This is a genomic window from Pseudomonas sp. (genome assembly GCF_017744435.1).
GTDB lineage: Bacteria > Pseudomonadota > Gammaproteobacteria > Pseudomonadales > Pseudomonadaceae > Aquipseudomonas.
On the sequence record NZ_JAGIBG010000033.1, the window covers coordinates 51,682 to 74,359 of the forward strand.

The following is a 22,678-nucleotide window of genomic DNA, read 5'->3' on the forward strand; positions in this document are numbered from 1 at the left end:
AATCAGCGGCTGAAAATCGGGCCTTTCGGCATCAACAAAGCCCGCGCCAGGCGGGCTTTGCGGGGTGTTTCGTAGACAGTCATAGACTTCTGGAAACTGGTCTCTGGTGCGCGGAGACAGGAATCGTATCGATACACAAGCGGTTGAATTTGATGAATATTATGTGTGGGGATACAGCTTGCTATCTCTAAAACTACCCCCAGTCACTCGCCGATTTCTCGCACCTGTGAAAAGAATCCATAGCAGGATGTAAAGGACTATTTTGGACACGAATTGCTGGCGTGACGCAGGTGATTCCACCTCTGGGTCATTAGCAGACTGCCCACGGGGGAGAGCAGCAAACGGCCCATTTTTGCCCCGCAGTGAAGACCGAAAACAGGCTAGACGGAGTCAGTCCAAGACGATGTCAGAACCTGTAGGTCCTACTCCGTAAGACATCAAGGTTGCATGTGATAAATTAGCTTAAACCTCGTTTGTCCAATAAGACAAATGCGTCAACGAGCCATGGCAATATAGCCAAGGCCCTGCTCAGCATGGCTGCAACTCATCGCGGTTGGCGATCTGATAAGCGGTGGCCTGGGCCCTCGGTGGTTTCTGCTCAGCTAACTTTCGCGGGCCTTAATGCTAAGGAAACTCAACGGATCGTTATGACAGGACAATGTAGTCATTGCGCTGAGTTATGCCGTCGTGTGGCTCCGGAACCAAATGAACGTAACGTCCGTCTATCGCATCAATTGGCAAACAGTCGTCTACATCAAATAAGTTATCGGTATGAGGTTGGGCCCAATGCTTAAATATATGGCGCTTACCACGGTTCATCGCGTCACGCTTATCTTTCGCGACTATCAGCGAATAGTGGTGTGCTTCGCCGAAGGAATTATCCTCATAACCGCCAAGATTGATGAAGTACAAACGGAGAGATCCGGGGCGAGGAGCTAGAGGGCTAAGTTCTACTTTCCAGCCTTCAATCCCATCAACCGCCATCCATGCATCAATATGAAGGCCTACGGGAGCTCCAAACCAGTTCTGTCTGAGCTGAGGATACGTATCCTCTAGGCTATCAGCGGCTACAAAGGCCACGTCGTGGACTTCAATTTTCGCTCTAGGATGTTTACCTCCTAGCATTACAACAAAAAGCATTATCCGCCTACCAGATATAAATAATTAATGAGTCAAAAAATCAAGCCAGATATGTCGCCTGATTTGTGGGACTTCAACCGCAACCTGCTCCTATCCTTCGAAGCTGATAAAGCATTAACGCGATCATCTGATTCAAACATCAAGTCAACGCACGCCCCGCTACAACCCTATAGAAAAGGATGAGCACGTAGGAGTATAAATGGAAATTTAACAGCTGTCAGGAACCCGTAAAAATGTCTGGGCCCACAGGCGCCAAGGTGGGCGGCCGATGCATCCAGCTGTCGAGGCCCCCAATCAGTCCAGACGCCTAATTTATAGGGGGTGCACGGGCAGGATACGGGTTTGCCTTGAACTCCGATTGTGGACCTGCTTCAATCGAATCGTGTGCCCTTTAGCCATCCCCTCCCCGGATGTTTGTATGTGTGCATAGGTTCGTGGTCAACCCAGAAATCAGCACAGCCTAGAGGCGGCTAGACGAAGCACGAAACTAGCACTCCAACACTATAAAAACCTGACTATCAGGATAAAGGATTACTTAATGTTTTATTCGCGAAAATTAAACCAAGAAACAGGGCAGGTTGAGGTTTGGGAGTGCGAATGGTCTGACCCCGGCACGGGGATGGCAAAAAAAAATTTCATTAGAAAGTACTGTAATGAGGGCGAACAGGAAGATAGCCCTGAACAGTATTCTACTGCTTCAGCGATATGTTGGGCCCCTGGAAGAACAATCGGAAATATCGCTGTAAATTCGGAAGGAGTTTTCGGTAGCTTCACGGCAAAATCCGGCGACAATGCAGTACTGCCTTGTAATATTGTTCCATGTGGAAAATTCAGAAATGGCGCAGATAGATGGTATTGCAAGACCCACCAAATCCATTGGGGTATAAAAGCGGACATTGCTGCCGTGCCTCCTACCGGGGAGGTAACATGTAGTAATCACCTTATGGGAATGAGCTATGTAGTTGACCCGTTGGTAGTGGACTTTAACGACTTTGAGGAAATTGGCGTTTGGTGTTCGTTACCGCCAGCACTCTCCAGTGACAAGATAGTCCCGAGAGCACCAAAAATACATGTGCATAAGCGTTTTTCTGGCGATAACAAAAAGCTATTAGACAGAGATTTTGACGCTATCGTGTGCTCGTACAATCAAAACCTAGGGCTATTTTCCAGTAGCGAAATTACCCAAATCCAGATTACGCCGCCTGCTGCGTTTGAGTTCGTTAAATCACTGGAAAATGACCGAGAAATGGCATGCGTGACGTGCAAGAAATGCGGATATCCTCACTTGGATTTAGGTAGTTTCGCCAATACACCACACGCAAAACATTTCTGTGGGAACTGTGGCAATGACAGCGTATGGAGTGAAGGAAAAATTGTATCAACACCACTTAAACCTCTGCATGATCAATTCAATAACAGCAACAAATATATAGTCCCAGAACGCACGCTTAATATGGACGAGTACACCGGACTTAAATTCGAGGTTTGGTCTTCTACTCCAGCCGTTCTATGGACAGCGGACAGGCCCCAGGAACTGGGCATTCACGTTCATATCTATGAGAAAGGGCGACGATTGGTAGATGATACTTTTGGAAAAGTCATATACCAAGGCCAAGAGCTAGACAGGAAGATCCTGTGGCAGGAGATGGCGAAAAATACAATATATTAACCAGCCCACTGATCGGCTATTGGTTAAAATAGCGGCCGCTGGTCTCACGCCATTGGATGGGAAGGCCGCTTACTATACTTGATCGTGACTTTACATCAGGCGCAGCTCTTTAACTGACTTCAACTTTATCGCTCCCGCCCAGACCGCCATTCGGGCTTTTGTATCCTGGCGCAAACACTGAGCTTTCCACCCCATAGAGAATCAAGGGATCACTGAGCCATAGGCGGTATGCCTTATCTTCGATGCTGTGGTCAGGTGAGCAGTCCACGTGATACTGCTGCAGGACGTACCCTGCCATCGCAGCGCGTACTCGAAGCCTGAGAACGCCGCCAGGCATCTCATAGTCGAGCATCACGATCTGCGCATAATTCTTATCAGGGTGCGGCACGAGGGGGAGATCCAGCATTCGATTCCATTGATCATCGTGCTTTTGGTTTTCTTCGCTCTTGGGTTTAACACCCCACTGAGTCTGAGCATTGCCGATTCGAGCTAAAACGAAGTCCACAAATTTCCGGCGTTTCCGATCATACGCTCGGACATGCCAGCGCAAGCCATCACAACTGATCGCGAACGGCACGATTTCCCGTTCAGACTCGCCTGATCCCGAGGTATAGCTAATTTTTACCACTTGGTTGAGGCTGATCGCGCGCGAGATCGGCGCCAAAACTTCCACCTTCGGCTTGCTGAGCAGCGAAACGGATTCGTTCAAGATTAGCGGCTTCTCTCCATCCAGGCCGTATCCATACCCTTGGGAAAGTGCCGTGAGCACTCGCTCAGGCGAGTGCGCGATTAAAGGCGAGAACGTCTCGCGTATCACGTAATGCTTGGTCACAGTGTCGAGCTCAGTGTTCTCAGGAGCAATCTCCCGATACTGCGCGAAATCACGGGTGGCAGCTGCAGCCCCCACCCCGAATCGCTCCATGAGATCAGTTCTTGAAACGGCTCCCGTGAAGTACAGGCGGAAATCTATGTACACCAGGCGCTCCCGTTGCGCTTGGCTGTATTCGCTCAAATCAATCATTTGCTCTCCGGCTTACCGTTTTACCTGCCTTGCTGACCCAACATCCGGTCGGGCACATCTGATAGTCAATGATAACACACGAGCGCTTGACGTAATCAAAATGATGATGATAGCCTTTGGATATGGTCGTGATACATCTCTATCCATAGCACCTCAGGCGATTCAAAAAGGAGGCATGGATGGGATCTCAGAACGCCAGAAACAGAAAGGCCGGTCAAGGTACGAACTTGACCGGCCTTCGGGAAAAGACGTCTGAACTGGCTCCAGATGTCTCTCGCGCTTTGTGGAAAAAGCTTGTGGATGGTAGCCCCTATGGGCTCCTTTCGCAAGGGAGCGAGTTCTGTGTTCGAGCCGCCTCACAGGAGAGATTCTATGTCCCAGCTTGAGCTGTTCGAAAAACCCGAGGGGGAAGGCGAGGTCATCTATCGTATGACCATCACCACCAAATCGGGCAAGGTGATTCGACGTGCAAACGGCCAGCCGTTCCGCATCGTCATTCGCCCTAAAGCGGCCAATTAAGTTGGCCGCTTAACAGAGCTCAGGGCACAGCAGTGCCCTGCCCTCCCCCTTTCGGATGGAAATTCTGCATGAGCTTGGATTTTTACGACCGCAACGGGACTCCCGTCGCGTATACCGACGATGGCGAGCACATTTTTACCTTCAGTGGCCGACCGGTCGCCTAATCGCACCTTGCTTCCCAAGATGTGCTGTTTTGATGAGCGTTAGCGAACCTGTTATTCAGCCAGTAATGCTCACATCCGCAATCTTCATCGAAGATCGATGGTAGCCGCCAGATACACCTTGGCAAACCAAGGAATATAGCTACGTCCTGCGCACACCCGCTGAGTGACAACACTTATCATTTGCTGAAAATAATACAGAGATCTTTTCAACAATGTTTGCTATGAAATCTGAACGCTTAATCCTGGCTTTTCTACTGACCTCGATTGCGGGGGCTTACCAGATGGGCTTAAAGCAAACCGATTGGGTGCTGGAAAAAACCAATTCAAAAATCCTTCAGAACGGCACCTACATCACAAAGGACCAACTAGAGCAGAATTATTTAAGAAAAGATGATGTTGAGAAGGATTACCTGCCTAGGAAAGAGGTCGAGGCAGGCTACGTTCCGATTGCACAGTTCAGGAAGCTGGAATCGACCGTAAGCGAATTAACAGAGAAAGCCGAACTTGTTGACTCCGCATTGAAAAGCGACTCAAGACAGCTTATGGTGAAGCAGATCTGGCACCCTAAGAACCCTGAGTTCTACGTAGGTTTTATGGACTTCCTAGAAGGGGACAATGGTCCATATGCCTACATACAAATTAGCTTTGTCGACTCTCAACCATATCAATTTACTTTAAGAAAATTCAACAACCCCAAAAATCTTAAGTTTACTTATAACGGAATATTATATGAACTAACCACAGTCCTACGGATGCAAAATGGTGAAGTTTTCGTGGATGCGGCTCTTAGACAATCCTCGACGAGGGATTCGCATGTCCATGTACCTTCGAATGGAGAAGCCTAGAGCGAGATAACCGCTAACTTACAATCCGGTTGCTAACTGCGTCTGCATGAATACCTCATAAAATTTTCTTCGACGCAGCTTTGCTCATCATCGATTATCTGGAGAGGAAAGCCCCGTTCTTTTTCCTCCATGCTGCTTCTGGCGAATCATCCATCTGTGAATGTCCGCTGGGTCGATTGCTGCCGACCGCGACTATCAATAACGGCTCCTCGCTTAGCGGGCGAATACCCATGCCTTTTCTAACCGGCGAGTAAGCACCCGCATAGTCAGCACGTAGTAATAGCGCGTCGCCTCACTGCGCCGGCCTAGGCGATGCTCGAGAAACCAAGCCAAATGCTTTCTCTGCCAGGCCCAAGGCGTCTCTCGCTGCCAGCGCTCTGCGATTTCAACTTGGATAAGCTCTGCTTGCCGCAAATGGCGTTGCCGGGTCGCGTGCGAACCGTTCAGCATGCCTGCCAGGAACAATTCCATATCGAATGGCTTGCTCATGCCCGCCCCCCAATGTACGCAGCAACCACGTCGACACGACCGTGCCCTAGGTCGTAGCTGATTTGCCTTTGGGCATCTCGATCAAGGCGCCGATCTATCTGGCAGCATTTACCACCGTTGATAGGCGCGCGAAGTCGGGTGATCTGCTCATAGCGTTCGCACGCGTACGCCGCCCGTAGTTCATGAAAACCTTTGAGGTTGTGGGCATGAAGGATGTCGCGCGCCGGACGGACGACTTTCTGCAGAACGTCCAGGTAACTTTCGCCCGGGGCTATCAGGTTGCTGCTACCCGCTGACGACACCTGCCGTGCAAACCGAAGTGCATCTCGAACATTGTTGTCTACCGTAATCCAACGTGGCGCCGAGGCCCCGGAGCGGCCGCCTTTGGTGCCATCCTGGATGTTGATCTTGCCGAATTTTTCAGCCTCACCACTTAGCCGTGGCAGGTCAGCCAAGATGGCCTCACGCAAGCGCATGCCGGTGGCTCGCGCCAACAGAACAATCGCGGCGGCGCGTTGATGATGTTGGCTGCAAAGTGCATTGACGATCTGCTTCACCTGCTCGCGATCTTGTCCTTGTGGCACCGAGTGGCGAACCCCGGTGCGCTGCATACCCAACGCCTTGCTCGGGCTGGGCAATTTCACGTACTGATCACCGCGAAGCGCCGCCATGGTTCTGTTAACGCTGGATAGCCGATTTTGCGCGGTGCTGATGGCGAGGTCACCGCGCCTAATCACATCGCGCAGATACGCCGCATAGTCCGCCAATACCTTCCGATCAATCTGCCGCGCATCATTGATACCGGGCCCTTGTTCGGATCGGCACCATCTGACGAATGCCTGCCACCGATCACAGTGTGCCTTCACCGTGCCGTAGTGGCCGCCGCCGAACATGTCTTTCAACGCCTGCGGCCCTGCGTAGCTCAGTTGCCTACCGTAGCCGAAATTACGGCCATCGCGTCTACCCACCAATGCCATGTCTAATCACCTCATCGCCTGGTCTCTGGTCCTCGCCCCACGTCATCCCGCCAAGAATGTTGAGTGTTATCAGGGATCAAGGCCCCTGCGACCTGTGGGGAATGTCCTCTACGCGGGACTGGCGGCTCCTTACGACCGGGAGCCAGGGCATCTCATGATCTGGCCTCCTGAACACCGTTACCGGTGGGCGGGTGGAGGCAGCACTGGCTGACGAGACCAGCGCCTGAAGATCCTGAGTCATGTGCAAGCAGCAATGCGATGACCGGGGTATACCTGACTGTCAGTCAGGTGCAGTCCATTCCTTGGTCTGCGGCACCATCATCTACAGCGCTGTTGCTGGTGACATCGGTGTTTGTCACGCCGATTGTCACGAGGGGGAATGCCGCAAAGTCTTGTGCGATCAGGGCTGCAGCAGTGGTAGAAGTGCCCGTCTCTTTCCAGAAGAAAGAGACGGGCACAGGTTGGCGCAATAGTCGGCCAAGCGGATAGGTTGCTGCAGGGCAGCGAGGTACGGTGTGTCTGGCGCACGAGCGCTATATGTGTAAGAGCATCCATCACATGGGTAGTGACCGGGCGAGCTGCCGGATGCGAATCGCCCTTGGGGAGAACCACCGCGAGAGCGGCGTGACCTTGAAGGCTCGGGTCACCTGGGATGCTGTCAACGACAGCCTTTGCACTGTCTTTTCTACGCCCGCAATCCGAGAGGGTCAAGTGACTCGCCCGCTGGATTTTGCAGTTGAACATGACGTTGGGCGTGTACGGAATCCCGTGGTCTCCAGTGGCCGATTTGGTGTTTTTGATTTTTCAGATGAGGTCCATCCAAACAGGGCGGCTTTGCAGCCCTGTTTGGATGGACCCGCATGGAAAGCGGATCATCGAAACTTCAAAGCCGTGCGCTCACTCGACTGCACCACGCCTTGCTCTTAGGCTAGAAATGTTTGCCCCGATCTGATTCGCGAACTCATGCGGCGAGATATGCTCCTGCCGATTCGCTTGGAGGTAGCGGCTCCACCAACTCATGATCAATCGCCGCTCCTCCAGGAACTCGGCTTTGTGGATATACGCCGCCCGAACGTTGTTGCGCTCCCTGTGGCTCATCTGCCGCTCAATAGCCGCCTCTGACCAAAGCCCGGATTCGACCAAGGCACTGCACGCCATGGACCGGAAGCCATGCCCGCAAATTTCGGTCTTGGTGTCGTAGCCCATGTTCCGCAAAGCGCTGTTGACCGTGTTCTCGGACATAGGCTTCCACGAGCGGGCGTCACTGGTGAATACCAGATCAAAGTACCCGGTGATCGCATAAATCTGTTCGAGCAACGCTACCGCTTGCGGTGACAGAGGGACCAGATGGATGTCGCCCGCCATCTTCGTTCCTCTGGTCGAATACGGTACGCCGTCCAACGCGGGCCGCGTGTCAGGTATCTCCCATATGCCGCGCTTCAGGTCGAACTCACTCCAGCGTGCGAAGCGTAATTCGCTGGACCGAACAAACACATGCAGCGACAGCATGACGGTCAGCCGAGTGAGCGTGCGTCCCTTGTAGTTCTCGATGCGGTACATCAACTCTGGCAGACGTGAGAGCGGGAGTGCAGGCCGATGCGTAACCCGTGGCGCGCTGATGAAGCCCTCAAGGTCATATGCAGGGTTCACCATGATCAGCCGCAGCCGCTTCGCCTCACGCATGATGCTTTGTAGGTAGTTTTGCACCCTCAACGCCACATCAATCGTGCCGCGCTTCTTGATTGCCTCAAGCGGCTGCATGAGGTCGAAGGTATCCAGATCAACGATGGCGCGTGCGCCTAGCAGCGGGAATACGTGCGTCTTCAAGCGACTCAGCACAGTCCTCGAATGACCAGGCGCCCACTTAACTGACATTTCCTTATGCCAGTCCAAGGCAACGCGCTCGAATGTGTGGCCTCTGATAACCGCCTCGGCCTTGGCCTGCTGCTTGGACGCAATCGGATCGATGCCCTCAGCCAGCATCCGCTTAGTCTCCAGACGCTTCTGCCGAGCATCTGCGAGACCAATGACGGGATAGTTGCCAAACGAGGTCAGCCCCTCTCGCCCATCCGGTTTCACATAGCGGAAGCGCCAGCCTTTGCGGCCATTGGGGTAAACGAGGAGGTAAAGACCGTCACCGTCGAAAAGCTTGTAGGGGCGGTCAGTAGGTTTGGCCGAACGGCATGCGGTGTCGGTCAGGGGAGCAGTAGTGCGAGCCATAAGGGTAAACACCTTTATCGAATCGACTTTATCCCAAACGTTACCCCTAAATCGGCTGGCACCTGTCGGAATCCGACGGAACGCCATAACGAAAAAACCCGCCAGAAGGCGGGTTTTACGGGGGTTCCAGAGATTTTGGTAGCCTTCGCTGGAACCTGAACTGGTGCCGGAGACAGGAATCGAACCTGCGACCTTCGCGTTACGAGTGCGCTGCTCTACCGACTGAGCTACACCGGCGTGTAGCGCAACGTACCACTGCCGCACCCGCCGCGTAAACCCCTGTTTCCCCGGCCTTATTCCCCTCCCCTCAGGACGCTTTGCAGCCCTTCGGCGCGAGGTCTTCCTCGATGTTGGTGGTGCAGCCCCAGCCAGTAGGCGAGCGGGTCAGGGTCAGGCTCTTGCCCACCACATTGGCCGGCGCATCAGCCAGGGTGCACGCGATCGTGCCGGTCCCGTCAGCCGCCTTGCTGCTGACCGTGATCGCACAGTTCGCCGTAGCCGGCTGGCCGCCCAACTCGGCCACATTCGTCACGTCCTTGCCTTCATTCAAGCGCAGCTCCATCGCCGTCTTCAGCGCGCTGATCTCCAGCAACCCGGCCGCAGCCTTGGTGCGGGACTGGTGGTTGGTGTACATCGGGATGGCGATGGTCGCCAGAATGCCGATGATCGCGACGACGATCATCAGTTCGATCAGGGTGATACCGCGTTGCCCTTTCATGAACGATTTCCTTTTTGATACGTGTACGCGTGGAGGTCAGGCTCGACCCCAACTGGCAGCGGCGCAGTAGGCCTGAACAGACACCTTTTGTCACCCCTGCCCGCCAGGGCGTCATCTTCGCTGAACTACTCTAGTGAGCATCACGGACGCACGCCCGCTCATGGACGCGGCAAGCTGTTTCCAGGCTTGTCGCACGGGCAGAAAAGGACCTTTGCATGAACCCAACCACACACCTCTATACCTGGCACGGCACCGATGCCAGTGGCGCTAAAGTCAGCGGCCAGGTCAGCGGGCGCAGCCCGGCCTATGCGCGGGCCGGCTTACAGCGCCAGGGCATTCGCGTGGTCAGCCTGCGGGCGGCTGGCGGGTTTGAATGGCGTTTACCGAAGGCTCGGGTAAAGGCCGACCCGGCGGGCTTCAGCCGGCAGCTGGCGACCTTGCTCAAGGCCGGGGTGCCGCTGTTGCAGGCCTTCGAGGTGATGGGGCGCAGCGGCTGCAGTGCGGGGCTGGCAGCGTTGCTGGATAAATTGAAACGGGATGTGGCTTCGGGGCTGGGGCTGGCGGATGCGTTGCAGCGGCATCCGGCGTGGTTTGATGGGTTGTACTGCAACCTGATTCGCGTGGGCGAGCAGTCCGGCACGCTCGATCGGCAGCTGGAACAACTGGCGGGGATGCTGGAGCAGCGCCAGGTGCTGCGTAAACGCGTGCGCAAGGCGATGCTCTATCCGTTGCTGCTGTTGCTGACCGGGTTGGGGGTTTCGGCGGTGTTGTTGCTGGAGGTGATTCCGCGTTTCGAGAGCCTGTTTGCCGGTTTCGATGCAGCGTTGCCGGCCTTTACGCAGTGGGTGATCAACTTGTCCACAGGGCTGGGGCGTTATGCGCCACTGCTGTTGATAACCGCGCTTGCCTTGGGATTTGCCGTGACCCGCCTGTATCAGAAGCATGCGCCAGCACGCCTGTGGATAACTGCACAAGCCTTGCGCGTTCCCGTGTTCGGCAAGCTCTTGAGCCAGGCGGCCCTGGCGCGTTTCGCTCGCACCTTGGCCACGTCCTATGCTGCCGGGGTACCGTTGCTGGATGCGCTGGTCACCGTGGCCAAGGCCTGCGGCAATGACCTGCACGAGCAGGCGGTGCAGCGCTTGCGCCAGGGCATGGCCAACGGGCAGGCGCTGAATCAGGCGATGGCGATTGAGCCGTTGTTTCCGCCGTTGTTGGTGCAACTCACTGCCATCGGTGAATCCAGCGGCACGCTGGACCAGATGCTGGAGAAATCCGCCAGCCATTACGAGGAACAGGTCAGCCAGGCGCTGGACCAGTTGACCAGCCTGCTGGAGCCGGCCATCGTGCTGATCCTGGGCTTGCTGGTCGGTGGCCTGGTGGTGGCGATGTACCTGCCGATCTTCCAGTTGGGTAGCTTGATCTGAACATGACTTCATGGACTTTGCTGGCCGAACAGCCGGCGTACTTCATTACCCTGGCGGCTGTGCTCGGCCTGTTGGTGGGCAGCTTCCTCAATGTGGTGGTGCATCGCCTGCCGATCATGCTCGAGCGCCAGTGGCAGCGTGAGGCGCAGGAAGTGCTGGGCCTGCCGACCACCGAGCACGAGCGTTTCAACCTGTCCCTCCCCGCTTCCCACTGCCCGCATTGCAACCACGCGATCCGCGCCTGGGAGAACATTCCCGTACTGAGTTACCTGGCATTGCGCGGGCGCTGCTCGGCGTGCAAACAGCCGATCAGTGCGCGTTATCCACTGGTCGAGCTGGCCTGTGCGCTGTTGTCGATGGTGGTGGCCTGGCATTGCGGTGCAGGTATCGACGCGCTGGCCCTGCTGCTGCTGACCTGGAGCCTGCTGGCACTGAGCCTGATCGACCATGACCAGCAAATTCTGCCCGATGTCATCGTGCTGCCGACGCTGTGGCTGGGCTTGATCGTCAACGCCTTCGATACTGTGGTGCCGTTGCCCGATGCACTGTGGGGCGCGGTGGCCGGCTACCTGAGCCTGTGGTCGGTGTACTGGGTGTTCAAGTTGATCACCGGCAAGGAAGGCATGGGCTATGGCGACTTCAAGCTGCTGGCGCTGATCGGTGCCTGGGGCGGCTGGCAGGTCTTGCCGGTAACCTTGCTGCTGTCATCGGTGATCGGCGTGGCGGCGGGCCTGTGCCTGCTGCGCGTGCGCAGGCAATCCGTCGGCACGGCCATACCCTTTGGCCCTTATCTGGCCATTGCGGGGTGGATTGCCGTGCTCTGGGGTGATGAAATATACGCCTTCTACCTGCAACTGTTTGGAATGTGATGACCACCAAGGCCTTCACCCCCTGGATTCTCGGGCTGACCGGCGGCATCGGCAGCGGCAAGAGTGCCGCCGCCGAGCGTTTCGTCGAACTTGGCGTGCACCTGGTCGATGCCGACCAGGCAGCACGCTGGGTGGTCGAACCCGGCCGCCCGGCACTGGCGAGCATCGTCGAACGCTTCGGCCCCGGCGTGCTGCTGGACGATGGCCAGCTTGATCGTGCGGCCTTGCGCCAGCTGATCTTTGCCGACCCGGCGCAGCGCAAGTGGCTGGAGCAACTGCTGCACCCGTTGATCGGGCAGGAGATCTTCAGCTACCTGGCCAAGGCCGAGTCGCCCTATGCGGTTTACGTGTCGCCGCTGCTGATCGAGTCGGGCCAGCATCAGAAGGTCCAGCGTGTGCTGGTGATCGATGTGCCGCAGGAGCTGCAGGTGGCGCGTACCCTGGCGCGTGACAACACCAGCCCTGAGCAGGTGCAGGCCATTCTCAAGGCCCAGCTGGCCCGTGAGGAGCGCCTGGGCCATGCCGACGATGTGGTGGTCAATGACGGCGATTTGGCCGCACTGTACGAACAGATTGACCGCCTGCACCACTTTTACCTGACTTTACGAGGAGGCCAGCCATGAGCCAGCCATTGACCGTCGATTGCCCGACCTGTGGCGCACCTGTGGAATGGAACGAGAAAAACGCGTTCCGGCCATTCTGTTCCGATCGCTGCAAGCTGATCGATTTGGGCGCCTGGGCGGCGGAAGAGCACAAGATTCCGGTGGCGCCGGATGCCGAGGATGAGCTGTTTTCCGGGGAGCTGGAGCCGCGGCACTGAGCTGATTTTCGCTAGCCTGCACTGGCCTCTTCGCGGGTAAACCCGCTCCCACAGGTCCTTCACAGGGCTGCAAACGGTGATATCTCTGTGGGAGCGGGTTTACCCGCGAAGAGGCCAGCACAGCCAATACAATTCTCAGCGCTCGTCATCCTTCCACGGCGCCTGCAGATACCGGGTTCGGTTGAATGTCTCGAGCCACTCCGGGCAAAACACCACCAGCGCACTGATCACCATGCCGTTGATGAACGCCTCCGGGAACATCATCAACCACAGGTAGCCAATAAAGTCGCTGAGCCACTCCGGCATCGCAAAGCGACCATCCAGCCATAACACCCCCAACGCCACCGGCACGCAAATCAGCACCGTCAGCGCAGCGGGAAAGAACCCTGAACAGAAGATGTAGACGAACAGGTTTCGCGGTTGCGCCCGCTCGACCAGGATCGCGCACACCTCGGTGATCAGCACCGGCAAACCCACCAGCAGCAAACCGTTGACCCCAAGCGCTGCGAGGTCCTGTCGGCCCAGTGCCAGCAAACCGAGTTGGGCGAGGAACCCGCCCAGAACGGCCAGCGGCCAATCCAGCAACAAGGTCACCGCCGTCATGCCAATGAAGTGGTATGACACGCCCGTATCGAAATCGCGCCTGACCAGCCACAGGGCAAACAGGCAGAACACCGTGCCGAACAGCAGGTGCTGGCGGCGCCGGTCGGTCACCAGCTCGACCCAGCGCGTACGGCTGGCGGCCCAGATCAGCAAGGGCACATAACCGAGCCAGCCCAAGGCAAGGCTGGTTGTGGATAACACCTGCGCGCTGATCACCCGAGCAATGCCCCTTTCCGGCCTGTGGATAAACCTGAGTCTACACCGATTCTCGCCGATGCCCGGCTGCGGTAGGCTAGGCGCTCTTTTCGATGCAGGAAGCATCCACCATGGCTGAAGGACTCAACCTACCTCTATTGCTGGGGGCTGCGCTCAGCGCCATCGCCGGCCTGCTGCACCTGGCCATCATCGTCGTCGGCCCGCGCTGGTATCGCCTGTTCGGTGCGGGCGAGCGCCTGGCGGTGGCGGCTGAAAAAGGCCACCGCTACCCCGCGCTCATCACCGCAGCCATCGCCGGGGTACTGCTGGTGTGGTCAGCCTATGCGCTGTCGGCCGCTGGCCTGCTCGGGCGCTTGCCCCTGCTACTGCCAGTCATTTGCCTGATCACCCTGGTGTACCTGGCACGCGGCCTGTTGGGCCCGCTGCTGCTGGCGGGCACTGGCCGCAGCAAGCGCTTCATCGTGATCAGCTCGCTGATCTGCCTGGGGTTCGGCGTGGTGCATCTGGTCGGGCTGCTGCAGCAGTGGTCGACATTGGCCTGATTCCCACGCACAAACAGCATCTTACCGTCATCGATTAGCGGCTAAGCTTGTTCCCATGGATGACTCAGACTACCTGCGCCTGCTTACCATCCAGGCCGAACAAGCCAATGCCTTTCTCTCCAACGCCCGCAAGTGGGAGCGGGAGCGATGGGTGTGCCAGCGCCTGTTACAAGGGCTGAACATTCCCTACCGCAGCGAGGACTTCACCCCGGCCGGCCAGGAGCCACCGGACGTGCTGTTCCGCGATGCGGCATTCGAGGTGTTTTTCGTGCTCGACGAAGGCCGCCGCCTTAACGACGAGTGGCGTGAAGAGCTGCAACGCCGGCGCAGTGCCTTTTCCCTGGCCCAGCTGGTGCGCCGCGAAGCCCGCCCCCGGCGCATCGCCGCTGCCGAGCTGCTCGGGCGCCTGGCGCCGACCCTGCGCAAGAAGGCGCACAACTACCGTGAGCGCGGGCTGGACCTGGGTGAGCTGGACATCATCGCCTTCGCCAGCCTCAAGCGCGAAGTGCTCGACCTCAACACCCATTTCCCACCGCCCACCGAATACCTGCGCCAGGGCTGGCGCTCGCTGTCGCTGGTCGGGCCGACGTTCGCCCGGGTGCTGTTCGCCCACCCCGACGCGCCGGACTTTCTGCGCGGCAACCTGGGGCGCAGCATCGTCTTCGACGTGGGCATCAGTCTTTGATCCACTGCCGAGAGTCTTTGCGATGGCGTAAACTCGGCGCCAGGGATAGAAAGCATTATCATTTGTTTGAAGCGCTTGCCTGAACGCTGTGGCGTTCGGGCAGTCACAAACGTCTACCTGACGAGGCCCACCATGACCAGTCGCCTGAACCCGGAAGATCAGCGTCGTGTCGATGAGTATCTGCGAGCCCCCCAGCACCAAGTCGAGCGCCGGCCCTTCCGGCCCTGGCTGCTCCTTGTGCTGGTACTGGCCGTGACCATCGGGTTGGGTCTCATCAGCCGCCTGCTGAGTGGACTGGTGCTATGAGCTGCCTTGCGCTCGCCCTCCCCTCGTGCAGTTTGCGGCCGGCCCCTGGGGCCACGAATTCCGTAAACCTTATGAGATATCCCCATGACTCATCGCATCGTGATTGTCGGCGGCGGCGCCGGCGGCCTGGAACTGGCGACCCGCCTGGGTAAAAGCCTGGGCAAGCGCAAGCAGGCCGAAATCACCCTGGTCGACGCCAACCTCACGCACATCTGGAAGCCCCTGCTGCACGAAGTGGCCGCCGGCTCGCTGAACTCCTCGGAAGACGAACTGAACTACGTGGCCCAGGCCAAGTGGAACCACTTCAACTTCCAGCTGGGGCGCATGAGCGGCCTGGACCGTGAAGGCAAGCAGATTCAACTGGCCGCCACCCTCGATGAAGACGGCCGCGAGCTACTGCCTGCACGCACCCTGGGCTACGACACCCTGGTCATTGCCGTGGGTTCGAACACCAACGACTTCGGCACCCTGGGTGCGGCGCAGCACTGCCTGTTCCTCGACACCCGCAAGCAGGCCGAGCGCTTCCACCAGCAGCTGCTGAACCACTACCTGCGCGCCCACGCCGGTGACGTGGCCAGCGAGCAGATCAGCGTGGCCATCGTCGGCGCCGGTGCCACCGGTGTGGAACTGGCGGCAGAGCTGCACCACGCTGCCCACGAACTGGCGGCCTATGGCCTGGACCGCATCCAGCCCAAGGACATGCACATCACCCTCATCGAAGCCGGCCCGCGCGTGCTGCCTGCACTGCCGGAGCGCATCAGCGTACCGGTGCACAAGACCCTGGAAAAACTCGGGGTGAAGGTGATGACCAACGCTGCGGTCAGTGAAGTGACCGAGGATGGCCTGAAGACCAAAGACGGTGAAGTGATCCAGGCCAGCCTCAAGGTGTGGGCCGCGGGTATCCGTGCGCCGGGCTTCCTCAAGGACATCGACGGCCTGGAGACCAACCGCATCAACCAGCTGGTGGTGCGCCCTACCCTGCAGACCACCCGCGACGACAACATCTTCGCCTTCGGTGACTGTGCCGCGTGCCCGCAACCGGGTAGCGACCGTAACGTACCACCACGGGCCCAGGCCGCGCACCAGCAGGCTTCGATGCTGGCGCAGAGCCTGAAGGCACGGCTGGAGAACAAGGCGCTGCCGACTTACGAGTACAAGGACTACGGCTCGCTGGTGTCGCTGTCGCGCTTCTCGGCGGTGGGCAACCTGATGGGTAACCTGATGGGCAGCGTGAAGCTGGAGGGTTGGCTGGCGCGGATGTTCTACGTGTCGCTGTACCGCATGCACCAGATGGCGCTGTATGGGTTCTTCCGCACGGCGTTGATGATGCTGGGTAGCAAGATTGGTCGGGGCACTGAGCCGCGGTTGAAGCTGCACTGAAGATTGCCGGGGGCGCTTTGCGCCCCCTTTCGCGACACAAGGCCTGCAAGGCAGGCCCAATATCCAAGCCCGCCTATTTGATTACTTCATACGTGCTCTGCACAAACCCACTGGCATAACTGGTTGTGCGCAAGTGCTGCAACGGCACATCCTTCACCAGCTCACCAAACAATGGAATGCCCCGCCCCAGCAGAACGGGGATGCGGGTAATGGTCAATTCGTTGATCAGCCCTTCACGCAAGAACCCCTGAATCAGCTTGCCCCCATCCACATAGAGGCTGTTGGCGCCGCTGCCTTGCAAATGCTCCAGCAACGCCGGTATCGGCCCTGGGTGCAGCTCAACCTGTGCGCCGGGTATTGCTGGCAATGCCTGCAACGTAGTGCTGACAACGACTACGCGGGTACCCGGATACAGCCACGCATCGAAGCCCGCGACCTTCTCGAACGTGCCGCGCCCCATCACCAGCGCATCGATACCGGCCATGAACGCCGCATAACCATGATCGTCAGTCGACTGGGTGGCGCCCAGCAGCCAGTCAATGTCGCCATCTTCACGCGCGATGAAGCCATCCAGGCTGGTGGCAATGAACACACTGGCTTTGAAAGACATGGGGGCACTCCTTGTGGCAAAGCCATAGGCTAACAAGGAGGCAGATGGGTATCTGTAAATTATTGTGCGCAAAGAAAAAGGGCATCTCATGCGAGATGCCCTTTGTTCATGGTGGGTCGTGTAGGATTCGAACCTACGACCAATTGGTTAAAAGCCAACTGCTCTACCAACTGAGCTAACGACCCAGAAAATGGTCGGGGTGAGGGGATTCGAACTCCTGACATCCTGCTCCCAAAGCAGGCGCGCTACCGGACTGCGCTACACCCCGAGGTCTTGCTTAAAAAAAAGGGCACCTCGATCGAGATGCCCCTTTTTACATGGTGGGTCGTGTAGGATTCGAACCTACGACCAATTGGTTAAAAGCCAACTGCTCTACCAACTGAGCTAACGACCCGGAAAATGGTCGGGGTGAGGGGATTCGAACTCCTGACATCCTGCTCCCAAAGCAGGCGCGCTACCGGACTGCGCTACACCCCGAGATTGGCTCCGCGACCTGGACTCGAACCAGGGACCCAATGATTAACAGTCATTTGCTCTACCGACTGAGCTATCGCGGAACTGAACTTCGGTACAACTTACTTCACTGCTACTCCGAAGACTGTGTTCGCTTCGGACTCTTTAGCTTCTCTGCTTTCGCTTTGTCGCTGCTGAGGCCGGCTATTCTACATTCTTCGTTTTGCTTGTCAACCACTTTTTTTCATTCAACTTACTGATTTGTAAGTTGTTTTGCGGTCACCGATGTTGCTGGTGATTCGCTTAGTGCCTGACAACGCGGCGTATATTAGGGGCACTCGATTCTTGATGCAAGCAGAAATTTCAAAAATTTCAGCAAGTTATCTCAAACCCCCGGAAAGCCCCGGATTTGCTGGGCCTGTGCCTGCCTCTTCGCGGGCTCGCCCGCTCCCACAGGAGATCGCATTACCCTGTAGGAGCGGGTTTACCCGCGAAGAGGCCGGCACAGGAAGACACAAAAAAGCCCCGCCGAAGCGGGGCTTGTTCACAACTGCAATCAGGCAAAGACGATTTCGTCGCCTTCCACCTTGGCAGTAATCGCCGTCCCTGGGATGAACTTGCCAGCCAGGATCAGCTGCGCCAGCGGGTTTTCGATCCAGCGCTGGATCGCCCGCTTCAGCGGCCGTGCACCGTATACCGGGTCGTAACCCACGGCGATCAACTTGTCCAAGGCCTCTGGGCTCAGGCTCAGCGACAGTTCGCGTTCGAGCAGGCGGCTGCGCAGGCGGCCAAGCTGAATCTCGGTGATACCGGCGATCTGCTCGCGGCCCAGCGGCTCGAACACCACCACTTCGTCGATGCGGTTGATGAACTCCGGACGGAAGTGCGAACCCACTGCGTCCATCACCGCCGCACGCTGCGCCTCGCGATCCCCCACCAGCTCCTGGATCTGCGCCGAGCCCAGGTTGGAGGTCATCACGATCACCGTGTTGCGGAAGTCCACGGTGCGGCCATGGCTGTCAGTCAGGCGGCCGTCTTCCAGCACCTGCAGCAGCACGTTGAACACATCCGGGTGAGCCTTCTCCACTTCATCCAGCAGCACCACCGAGTACGGCTTGCGGCGCACGGCCTCGGTCAGGTAACCGCCCTCTTCATAACCAACGTAGCCTGGCGGGGCACCGATCAGGCGAGCCACGGAGTGTTTCTCCATGAACTCGGACATGTCGATGCGCACCATGGCCTCTTCGGTGTCGAACAGGAACTCGGCCAGCGCCTTGCACAGCTCGGTCTTGCCCACGCCGGTCGGGCCAAGGAACAGGAACGAACCACTTGGCCGGTTCGGGTCGGACAGCCCGGCACGCGAACGGCGCACGGCGTTGGCAACCGCGGTCACCGCCTCGCCTTGGCCGATCACCCGCTGGTGCAGCAAATCTTCCATCTTCAGCAGCTTCTCGCGCTCGCCTTCGAGCATCTTCGCCACCGGGATGCCGGTCCACTTGGACACCACTTCGGCAATTTCTTCCTCGGTGACCTTGTTGCGCAGCAACTGGTTCTCGGTCTTACCGTGCTGGTCGACCATCTGCAGGCTGCGCTCCAGGTCCGGGATCACCCCATACTGCAGCTCGGCCATGCGGCTCAGGTCACCTTTGCGCCGGGCGCTTTCCAGCTCCTGACGAGCCTGCTCGATCTTTTGCTGGATCTGCGCCGAGCCCTGCACTTCGGCTTTTTCCGACGCCCAGATCTCTTCCAGGTCGGAATATTCGCGCTCCAGCCGCTCGATTTCTTCGGTGAGCTTCTCGAGACGCTTCTTCGCCGCCTCGTCTTCTTCCTTCTTCAGCGCCTGGGATTCCACCTTCAGCTGGATCAGGCGGCGGTCGAGGCGGTCCAGCACTTCCGGCTTGGAGTCTATCTCCATGCGGATGCGGCTGGCCGCTTCGTCGATCAGGTCGATGGCCTTGTCCGGCAGCTGGCGGTCGGTGATGTAGCGGTGGCTGAGCTTGGCTGCGGCGATGATTGCACCGTCGGTGATGGCCACCTTGTGGTGCACTTCATAGCGCTCTTTCAGGCCACGCAGGATGGCGATGGTGTCTTCCTCGCTCGGCTCTTCCACCAGCACTTTCTGGAAACGCCGCTCCAGCGCCGCGTCCTTCTCGATGAACTGGCGGTATTCGTTGAGCGTGGTGGCGCCGACGCAGTGCAGCTCGCCACGGGCCAGGGCCGGCTTGAGCATGTTGCCGGCGTCCATGGCGCCCTCGCCTTTGCCGGCGCCGACCATGGTGTGCAGTTCGTCGATGAACAGGATGATCTGGCCTTCCTGCTTGGACAGCTCGTTGAGCAGGCCTTTGAGGCGCTCTTCGAACTCGCCGCGGTACTTGGCACCGGCAATCAGCGCGCCCATGTCCAGCGCCAGCAGGCGCTTGCCTTTCAGGCCATCGGGCACTTCGCCGTTGATGATGCGCTGGGCCAGGCCTTCGGCGATGGCGGTTTTACCCACGCCAGGCTCACCGATCAGCACCGGGTTGTTCTTGGTCCGACGCTGGAGCACCTGCACGGTGCGGCGGATTTCGTCGTCACGGCCGATCACCGGGTCGAGCTTGCCTTCCTCGGCGCGCTTGGTCAGGTCGACGGTGTACTTGTCCAGGGCCTGGCGCGATTCTTCAGCGTTGGCGTCATTCACCGCCGCACCGCCGCGCAGGTTGTTGATGGCGTTTTCCAGGGCCTTCTTGGTCACGCCCTGGCTGAGCAACAGCTTGCCGAGCTTGCTGTTCTCGTCCATGGCGGCGAGCACCACCAGTTCGCTGGAAATGAACTGGTCGCCCTTCTGCTGGGCCAGGCGGTCGGCCTGGTTGAGCAGGCGCGCCAGGTCCTGCGACATGTTCACGTCGCCCGTGGGGTTCTGGATTTTCGGTAACTGGTCGAGTTCTTTCACCAACGCCTGGCGCAGGTTGTTGATGTCGAAGCCAACCTGCATCAGCAGCGGCTTGATCGAACCGCCCTGCTGTTCGAGCAGTGCCTGCAACAGGTGCACGGGCTCGATGGCTGGGTGGTCCATGCCAACGGCCAGGGATTGGGCATCGGATATTGCAAGCTGGAGCTTGCTGGTCAAACGGTCTATTCGCATGGTGTACCTTCCTTTAAAGGGCAGGTCGGAGCGATGGACAGCGCCTGTTTATGAAGAAACCTGCCTGAGATGACCTTATAGATAAGGCTGATTCTGGAAGATTCAAGCGTAGCGGGGTTGACCGGGGTCAACCTGGTGGATTAGCGCGAGGCCAGCCAGACCAGCGAGGCGAAGCGCCCGCCTTGCGGGGTACGGCGATAGGAGAAGAATCGCTCATCACTGACCGTGCAGTAACCACCACCATAAACAGCCGTCACCCCACGCGCCGCCAGGCGAATGCGCGCCAGCTCATAGATGTCGGCCATCAACTTGCCCGGCCGTTCGCCGTCGACGAAGGCCCTGGCCGCTTCAGGATGCACGGCGGTAAAGGCATCGCGCACTTCCAGCCCCACTTCGAAGGCCTTGGGGCCAATGGCCGGCCCGAGCCACACCAGCACCTCTTCAGGCGCCAGCGCCAGGCGGTCAAGGGTGGCCTCGAGCACGCCACCCGCCAGCCCGCGCCAGCCGGCATGGGCTGCCGCCACGCGAGTACCGGCGCGATCACAGAACAGCGCTGGCAGGCAATCGGCCGTCATCACGGTACAGGCAATGCCTGGCTGGTCAGTCCAGCTGGCATCGGCCTCGGCCACCAGCGCCGGGTCGGCATCCGCCACCACCAGGCCATGCACCTGCTTGAGCCAGGCTGGCTGGATAGTGAATTCGTCACTCAAGCGTCGGCGGTTCTCGGCGACGGCGAGCGGGTCATCGCCCACGTGATCGCCGAGATTGAAGGATTCGTAGGGCGGCAGGCTGACGCCGCCCTCACGGGTAGTGACACAGGCGCGAACCGAGGCCGGGGCTGGCCAGTCGGGGAACAGCAGCGACTGCGTCAGGCCGTTCATCCGATAAAGCTCTCGCGGTCCTGGTTGAGCAGCGACAGCAACCAGACGAAGTCGTCCGGCAGTGGCGACTCCCACTTCATCTTCTCGCCAGTGATCGGGTGGACCAAAGCCAGGAACCGCGCATGCAGCGCCTGGCGCGGGAAGTTCTTGACCGCCTCGACCATGGTTGGGCTGGCTGCCGGCGGAATACGGAAACGCACACCGTACGTCTGGTCGCCGACCAGCGGATAACCGACATGCGCCATGTGCACGCGGATCTGGTGCGTACGGCCGGTTTCCAGCTTGACCCGCACATGGGTGTGCGAACGGAAGCGCTTGAGCACCCGGTAGTGGCTGACCGCAGGCTTGCCGCCGTCAGTGACCGCCATGCGCTGACGCAGCCCGCCGTGACGACCGATCGGGGCGTCGATCTTGCCGCCGGCGATCACCACCCCAACCACGATGCACTCGTAGATGCGGCTGACCGTGCGGCTCTGCAACTGCTCGACCAGCTTGGTCTGCGCCTGCAAGGTCTTGGCCACCACCATCAGACCGGTGGTGTCCTTGTCCAGACGGTGAACGATACCGGCGCGCGGCACGTTGATGATGTCTGGCACGTGGTGCAGCAGCGCATTGAGCAGCGTACCACTGGCATGCCCGGCGGCCGGGTGCACAACCAGCCCGGCAGGCTTGTTGATCACCAAGATGTGGTCGTCTTCGTAGACGATATCCAGTTCGATATCCTCTGCGACCCACTCACCCTGGGCCTCTTGCTCGGCCTCCAGGACAAGCTGCGAGCCACCATGGACGGGGTCCCGTGGGCGCACGACCGCGCCATCGACCGTCAGGCGGCCCTCTTTGATCCACGAAGTAAGCCGCGAACGCGAATACTCGGCGAACAATTGGGCGGCGACCTGGTCGAGGCGTTGGCCGCCCAGTTCGGACGGGACCTCTGCGCTAAGTTGAATGATCTCGGACATGCTCGATTCGGCGGGCGCACAGCCTTTGGTTTCGGCTGCGAGCTTGT

22 protein-coding genes and 6 tRNA genes are annotated in these 22,678 nt (G+C 58.5%); 11 read left to right on the forward strand and 17 right to left on the reverse strand.

Annotation, left to right across the window (positions count from 1 at the left end):
- Positions 1-645 precede the first annotated feature (645 nt).
- A complete protein-coding gene (locus J7573_RS20060; protein WP_294339436.1) occupies positions 646-1,140 on the reverse strand; it encodes a DUF1543 domain-containing protein in 495 nt (164 codons plus the stop codon).
- 538 nt (positions 1,141-1,678) lie between these two features.
- Here J7573_RS20060 and J7573_RS20065 point away from each other — a divergent pair.
- The gene (locus J7573_RS20065; RefSeq protein WP_081784268.1) at positions 1,679-2,809 is read left to right on the forward strand and encodes a hypothetical protein; all 1,131 of its coding nucleotides are present in this window, start codon (positions 1,679-1,681) and stop codon (positions 2,807-2,809) included.
- Positions 2,810-2,918: 109 nt separating this feature from the next.
- Here J7573_RS20065 and J7573_RS20070 read toward each other — a convergent pair whose 3' ends face one another.
- Positions 2,919-3,830: a WYL domain-containing protein gene (locus J7573_RS20070; protein ID WP_294339441.1), complete on the reverse strand. Its 912-nt coding sequence runs from the start codon at positions 3,828-3,830 to the stop codon at positions 2,919-2,921.
- A gap of 372 nt (positions 3,831-4,202) precedes the next feature.
- Between J7573_RS20070 and J7573_RS20075 the strand changes: the two genes are divergently transcribed.
- Both J7573_RS20075 and J7573_RS20080 read left to right on the forward strand, forming a co-directional pair.
- Positions 4,203-4,349, forward strand: a complete 147-nt coding sequence (locus J7573_RS20075) for a hypothetical protein (RefSeq protein WP_177326693.1) — start codon at positions 4,203-4,205, stop codon at positions 4,347-4,349.
- Positions 4,350-4,734: 385 nt separating this feature from the next.
- Positions 4,735-5,358, forward strand: coding sequence for a hypothetical protein (locus J7573_RS20080; RefSeq protein WP_294339449.1), 624 nt, complete (start codon positions 4,735-4,737; stop codon positions 5,356-5,358).
- Between the two features lie 213 nt (positions 5,359-5,571).
- Here J7573_RS20080 and J7573_RS20085 read toward each other — a convergent pair whose 3' ends face one another.
- The 5 genes from J7573_RS20085 to J7573_RS20105 form a co-directional block, all read right to left on the reverse strand.
- Positions 5,572-5,847 carry a hypothetical protein gene (locus J7573_RS20085; RefSeq protein ID WP_294339451.1) on the reverse strand — a complete coding sequence of 92 codons (276 nt, stop codon included), beginning with the start codon at positions 5,845-5,847 and terminating at the stop codon, positions 5,572-5,574.
- Positions 5,844-6,824: an integrase domain-containing protein gene (locus tag J7573_RS20090; protein WP_294339455.1), complete on the reverse strand. Its 981-nt coding sequence runs from the start codon at positions 6,822-6,824 to the stop codon at positions 5,844-5,846. The genes J7573_RS20085 and J7573_RS20090 overlap by 4 nt, the downstream gene beginning before the upstream one ends.
- Positions 6,825-7,721: 897 nt before the next feature.
- Positions 7,722-9,044 (reverse strand): integrase arm-type DNA-binding domain-containing protein, encoded by a 1,323-nt coding sequence (locus J7573_RS20095; protein WP_294339459.1) that lies wholly within the window; start codon positions 9,042-9,044, stop codon positions 7,722-7,724.
- A 161-nt stretch (positions 9,045-9,205) separates the two neighbouring features.
- Positions 9,206-9,281, reverse strand: a tRNA-Thr gene (locus J7573_RS20100).
- 70 nt (positions 9,282-9,351) lie between these two features.
- Positions 9,352-9,762 carry a pilin gene (locus tag J7573_RS20105; RefSeq protein ID WP_294339461.1) on the reverse strand — a complete coding sequence of 137 codons (411 nt, stop codon included), beginning with the start codon at positions 9,760-9,762 and terminating at the stop codon, positions 9,352-9,354.
- A 215-nt stretch (positions 9,763-9,977) separates the two neighbouring features.
- On the opposite strand from J7573_RS20105, the gene J7573_RS20110 reads away from it, so the two are divergent.
- From J7573_RS20110 to yacG, 4 genes are read left to right on the forward strand one after another with little or no spacing between them, the layout of a single operon-like run.
- On the forward strand, positions 9,978-11,186 hold the full coding sequence (locus J7573_RS20110; protein ID WP_294339463.1) for a type II secretion system F family protein: 1,209 nt from the start codon (positions 9,978-9,980) through the stop codon (positions 11,184-11,186).
- 2 nt (positions 11,187-11,188) lie between these two features.
- Positions 11,189-12,055: an A24 family peptidase gene (locus J7573_RS20115; RefSeq protein WP_294339466.1), complete on the forward strand. Its 867-nt coding sequence runs from the start codon at positions 11,189-11,191 to the stop codon at positions 12,053-12,055.
- A complete protein-coding gene (gene coaE, locus J7573_RS20120; RefSeq protein WP_294339468.1) occupies positions 12,055-12,678 on the forward strand; it encodes a dephospho-CoA kinase in 624 nt (207 codons plus the stop codon). Before J7573_RS20115 ends, coaE begins: the two co-directional genes overlap by 1 nt.
- A complete protein-coding gene (gene yacG / locus J7573_RS20125) occupies positions 12,675-12,875 on the forward strand; it encodes a DNA gyrase inhibitor YacG (protein ID WP_085674056.1) in 201 nt (66 codons plus the stop codon). Before coaE ends, yacG begins: the two co-directional genes overlap by 4 nt.
- A 135-nt stretch (positions 12,876-13,010) precedes the next feature.
- Here yacG and J7573_RS20130 read toward each other — a convergent pair whose 3' ends face one another.
- Positions 13,011-13,694, reverse strand: a complete 684-nt coding sequence (locus J7573_RS20130; protein WP_294339479.1) for an energy-coupling factor ABC transporter permease — start codon at positions 13,692-13,694, stop codon at positions 13,011-13,013.
- Positions 13,695-13,804: 110 nt separating this feature from the next.
- On the opposite strand from J7573_RS20130, the gene J7573_RS20135 reads away from it, so the two are divergent.
- The 4 genes from J7573_RS20135 (at position 13,805) to J7573_RS20150 (ending at position 16,607) form a co-directional block, all read left to right on the forward strand.
- On the forward strand, positions 13,805-14,236 hold the full coding sequence (locus J7573_RS20135) for a hypothetical protein (protein ID WP_294339481.1): 432 nt from the start codon (positions 13,805-13,807) through the stop codon (positions 14,234-14,236).
- Between the two features lie 55 nt (positions 14,237-14,291).
- On the forward strand, positions 14,292-14,921 hold the full coding sequence (locus tag J7573_RS20140) for a DUF1780 domain-containing protein (protein WP_152959241.1): 630 nt from the start codon (positions 14,292-14,294) through the stop codon (positions 14,919-14,921).
- A 132-nt stretch (positions 14,922-15,053) separates the two neighbouring features.
- Complete coding sequence (locus J7573_RS20145) at positions 15,054-15,227, forward strand: DUF3094 domain-containing protein (RefSeq protein WP_008091951.1); 174 nt, start codon at positions 15,054-15,056, stop codon at positions 15,225-15,227.
- 84 nt (positions 15,228-15,311) lie between these two features.
- A complete protein-coding gene (locus tag J7573_RS20150; protein ID WP_294339496.1) occupies positions 15,312-16,607 on the forward strand; it encodes an NAD(P)/FAD-dependent oxidoreductase in 1,296 nt (431 codons plus the stop codon).
- A gap of 73 nt (positions 16,608-16,680) precedes the next feature.
- Here the strand turns inward: J7573_RS20150 and J7573_RS20155 are convergent, their stop codons facing one another.
- The 9 genes from J7573_RS20155 to rluD all read right to left on the reverse strand — a co-directional run bounded on the left by J7573_RS20155 (position 16,681) and on the right by rluD (position 22,631).
- Positions 16,681-17,217: a dihydrofolate reductase family protein gene (locus tag J7573_RS20155; protein WP_294339499.1), complete on the reverse strand. Its 537-nt coding sequence runs from the start codon at positions 17,215-17,217 to the stop codon at positions 16,681-16,683.
- Between the two features lie 109 nt (positions 17,218-17,326).
- Positions 17,327-17,402, reverse strand: a tRNA-Lys gene (locus J7573_RS20160).
- 6 nt (positions 17,403-17,408) lie between these two features.
- Positions 17,409-17,485 (reverse strand) — tRNA-Pro (locus J7573_RS20165).
- Between the two features lie 50 nt (positions 17,486-17,535).
- Positions 17,536-17,611: transfer RNA gene (locus tag J7573_RS20170), tRNA-Lys, on the reverse strand.
- A gap of 6 nt (positions 17,612-17,617) precedes the next feature.
- A tRNA-Pro gene (locus J7573_RS20175) sits at positions 17,618-17,694 on the reverse strand.
- A gap of 4 nt (positions 17,695-17,698) precedes the next feature.
- Positions 17,699-17,774, reverse strand: a tRNA-Asn gene (locus tag J7573_RS20180).
- 452 nt (positions 17,775-18,226) lie between these two features.
- Positions 18,227-20,791 (reverse strand): ATP-dependent chaperone ClpB, encoded by a 2,565-nt coding sequence (gene clpB / locus J7573_RS20185; protein ID WP_294339501.1) that lies wholly within the window; start codon positions 20,789-20,791, stop codon positions 18,227-18,229.
- 140 nt (positions 20,792-20,931) lie between these two features.
- Positions 20,932-21,672: a peptidoglycan editing factor PgeF gene (gene pgeF / locus J7573_RS20190; protein ID WP_294339504.1), complete on the reverse strand. Its 741-nt coding sequence runs from the start codon at positions 21,670-21,672 to the stop codon at positions 20,932-20,934.
- Complete coding sequence (rluD, locus tag J7573_RS20195; protein ID WP_294339505.1) at positions 21,669-22,631, reverse strand: 23S rRNA pseudouridine(1911/1915/1917) synthase RluD; 963 nt, start codon at positions 22,629-22,631, stop codon at positions 21,669-21,671. Before rluD ends, pgeF begins: the two co-directional genes overlap by 4 nt.
- Between the last annotated feature and the right edge of the window lie 47 nt (positions 22,632-22,678).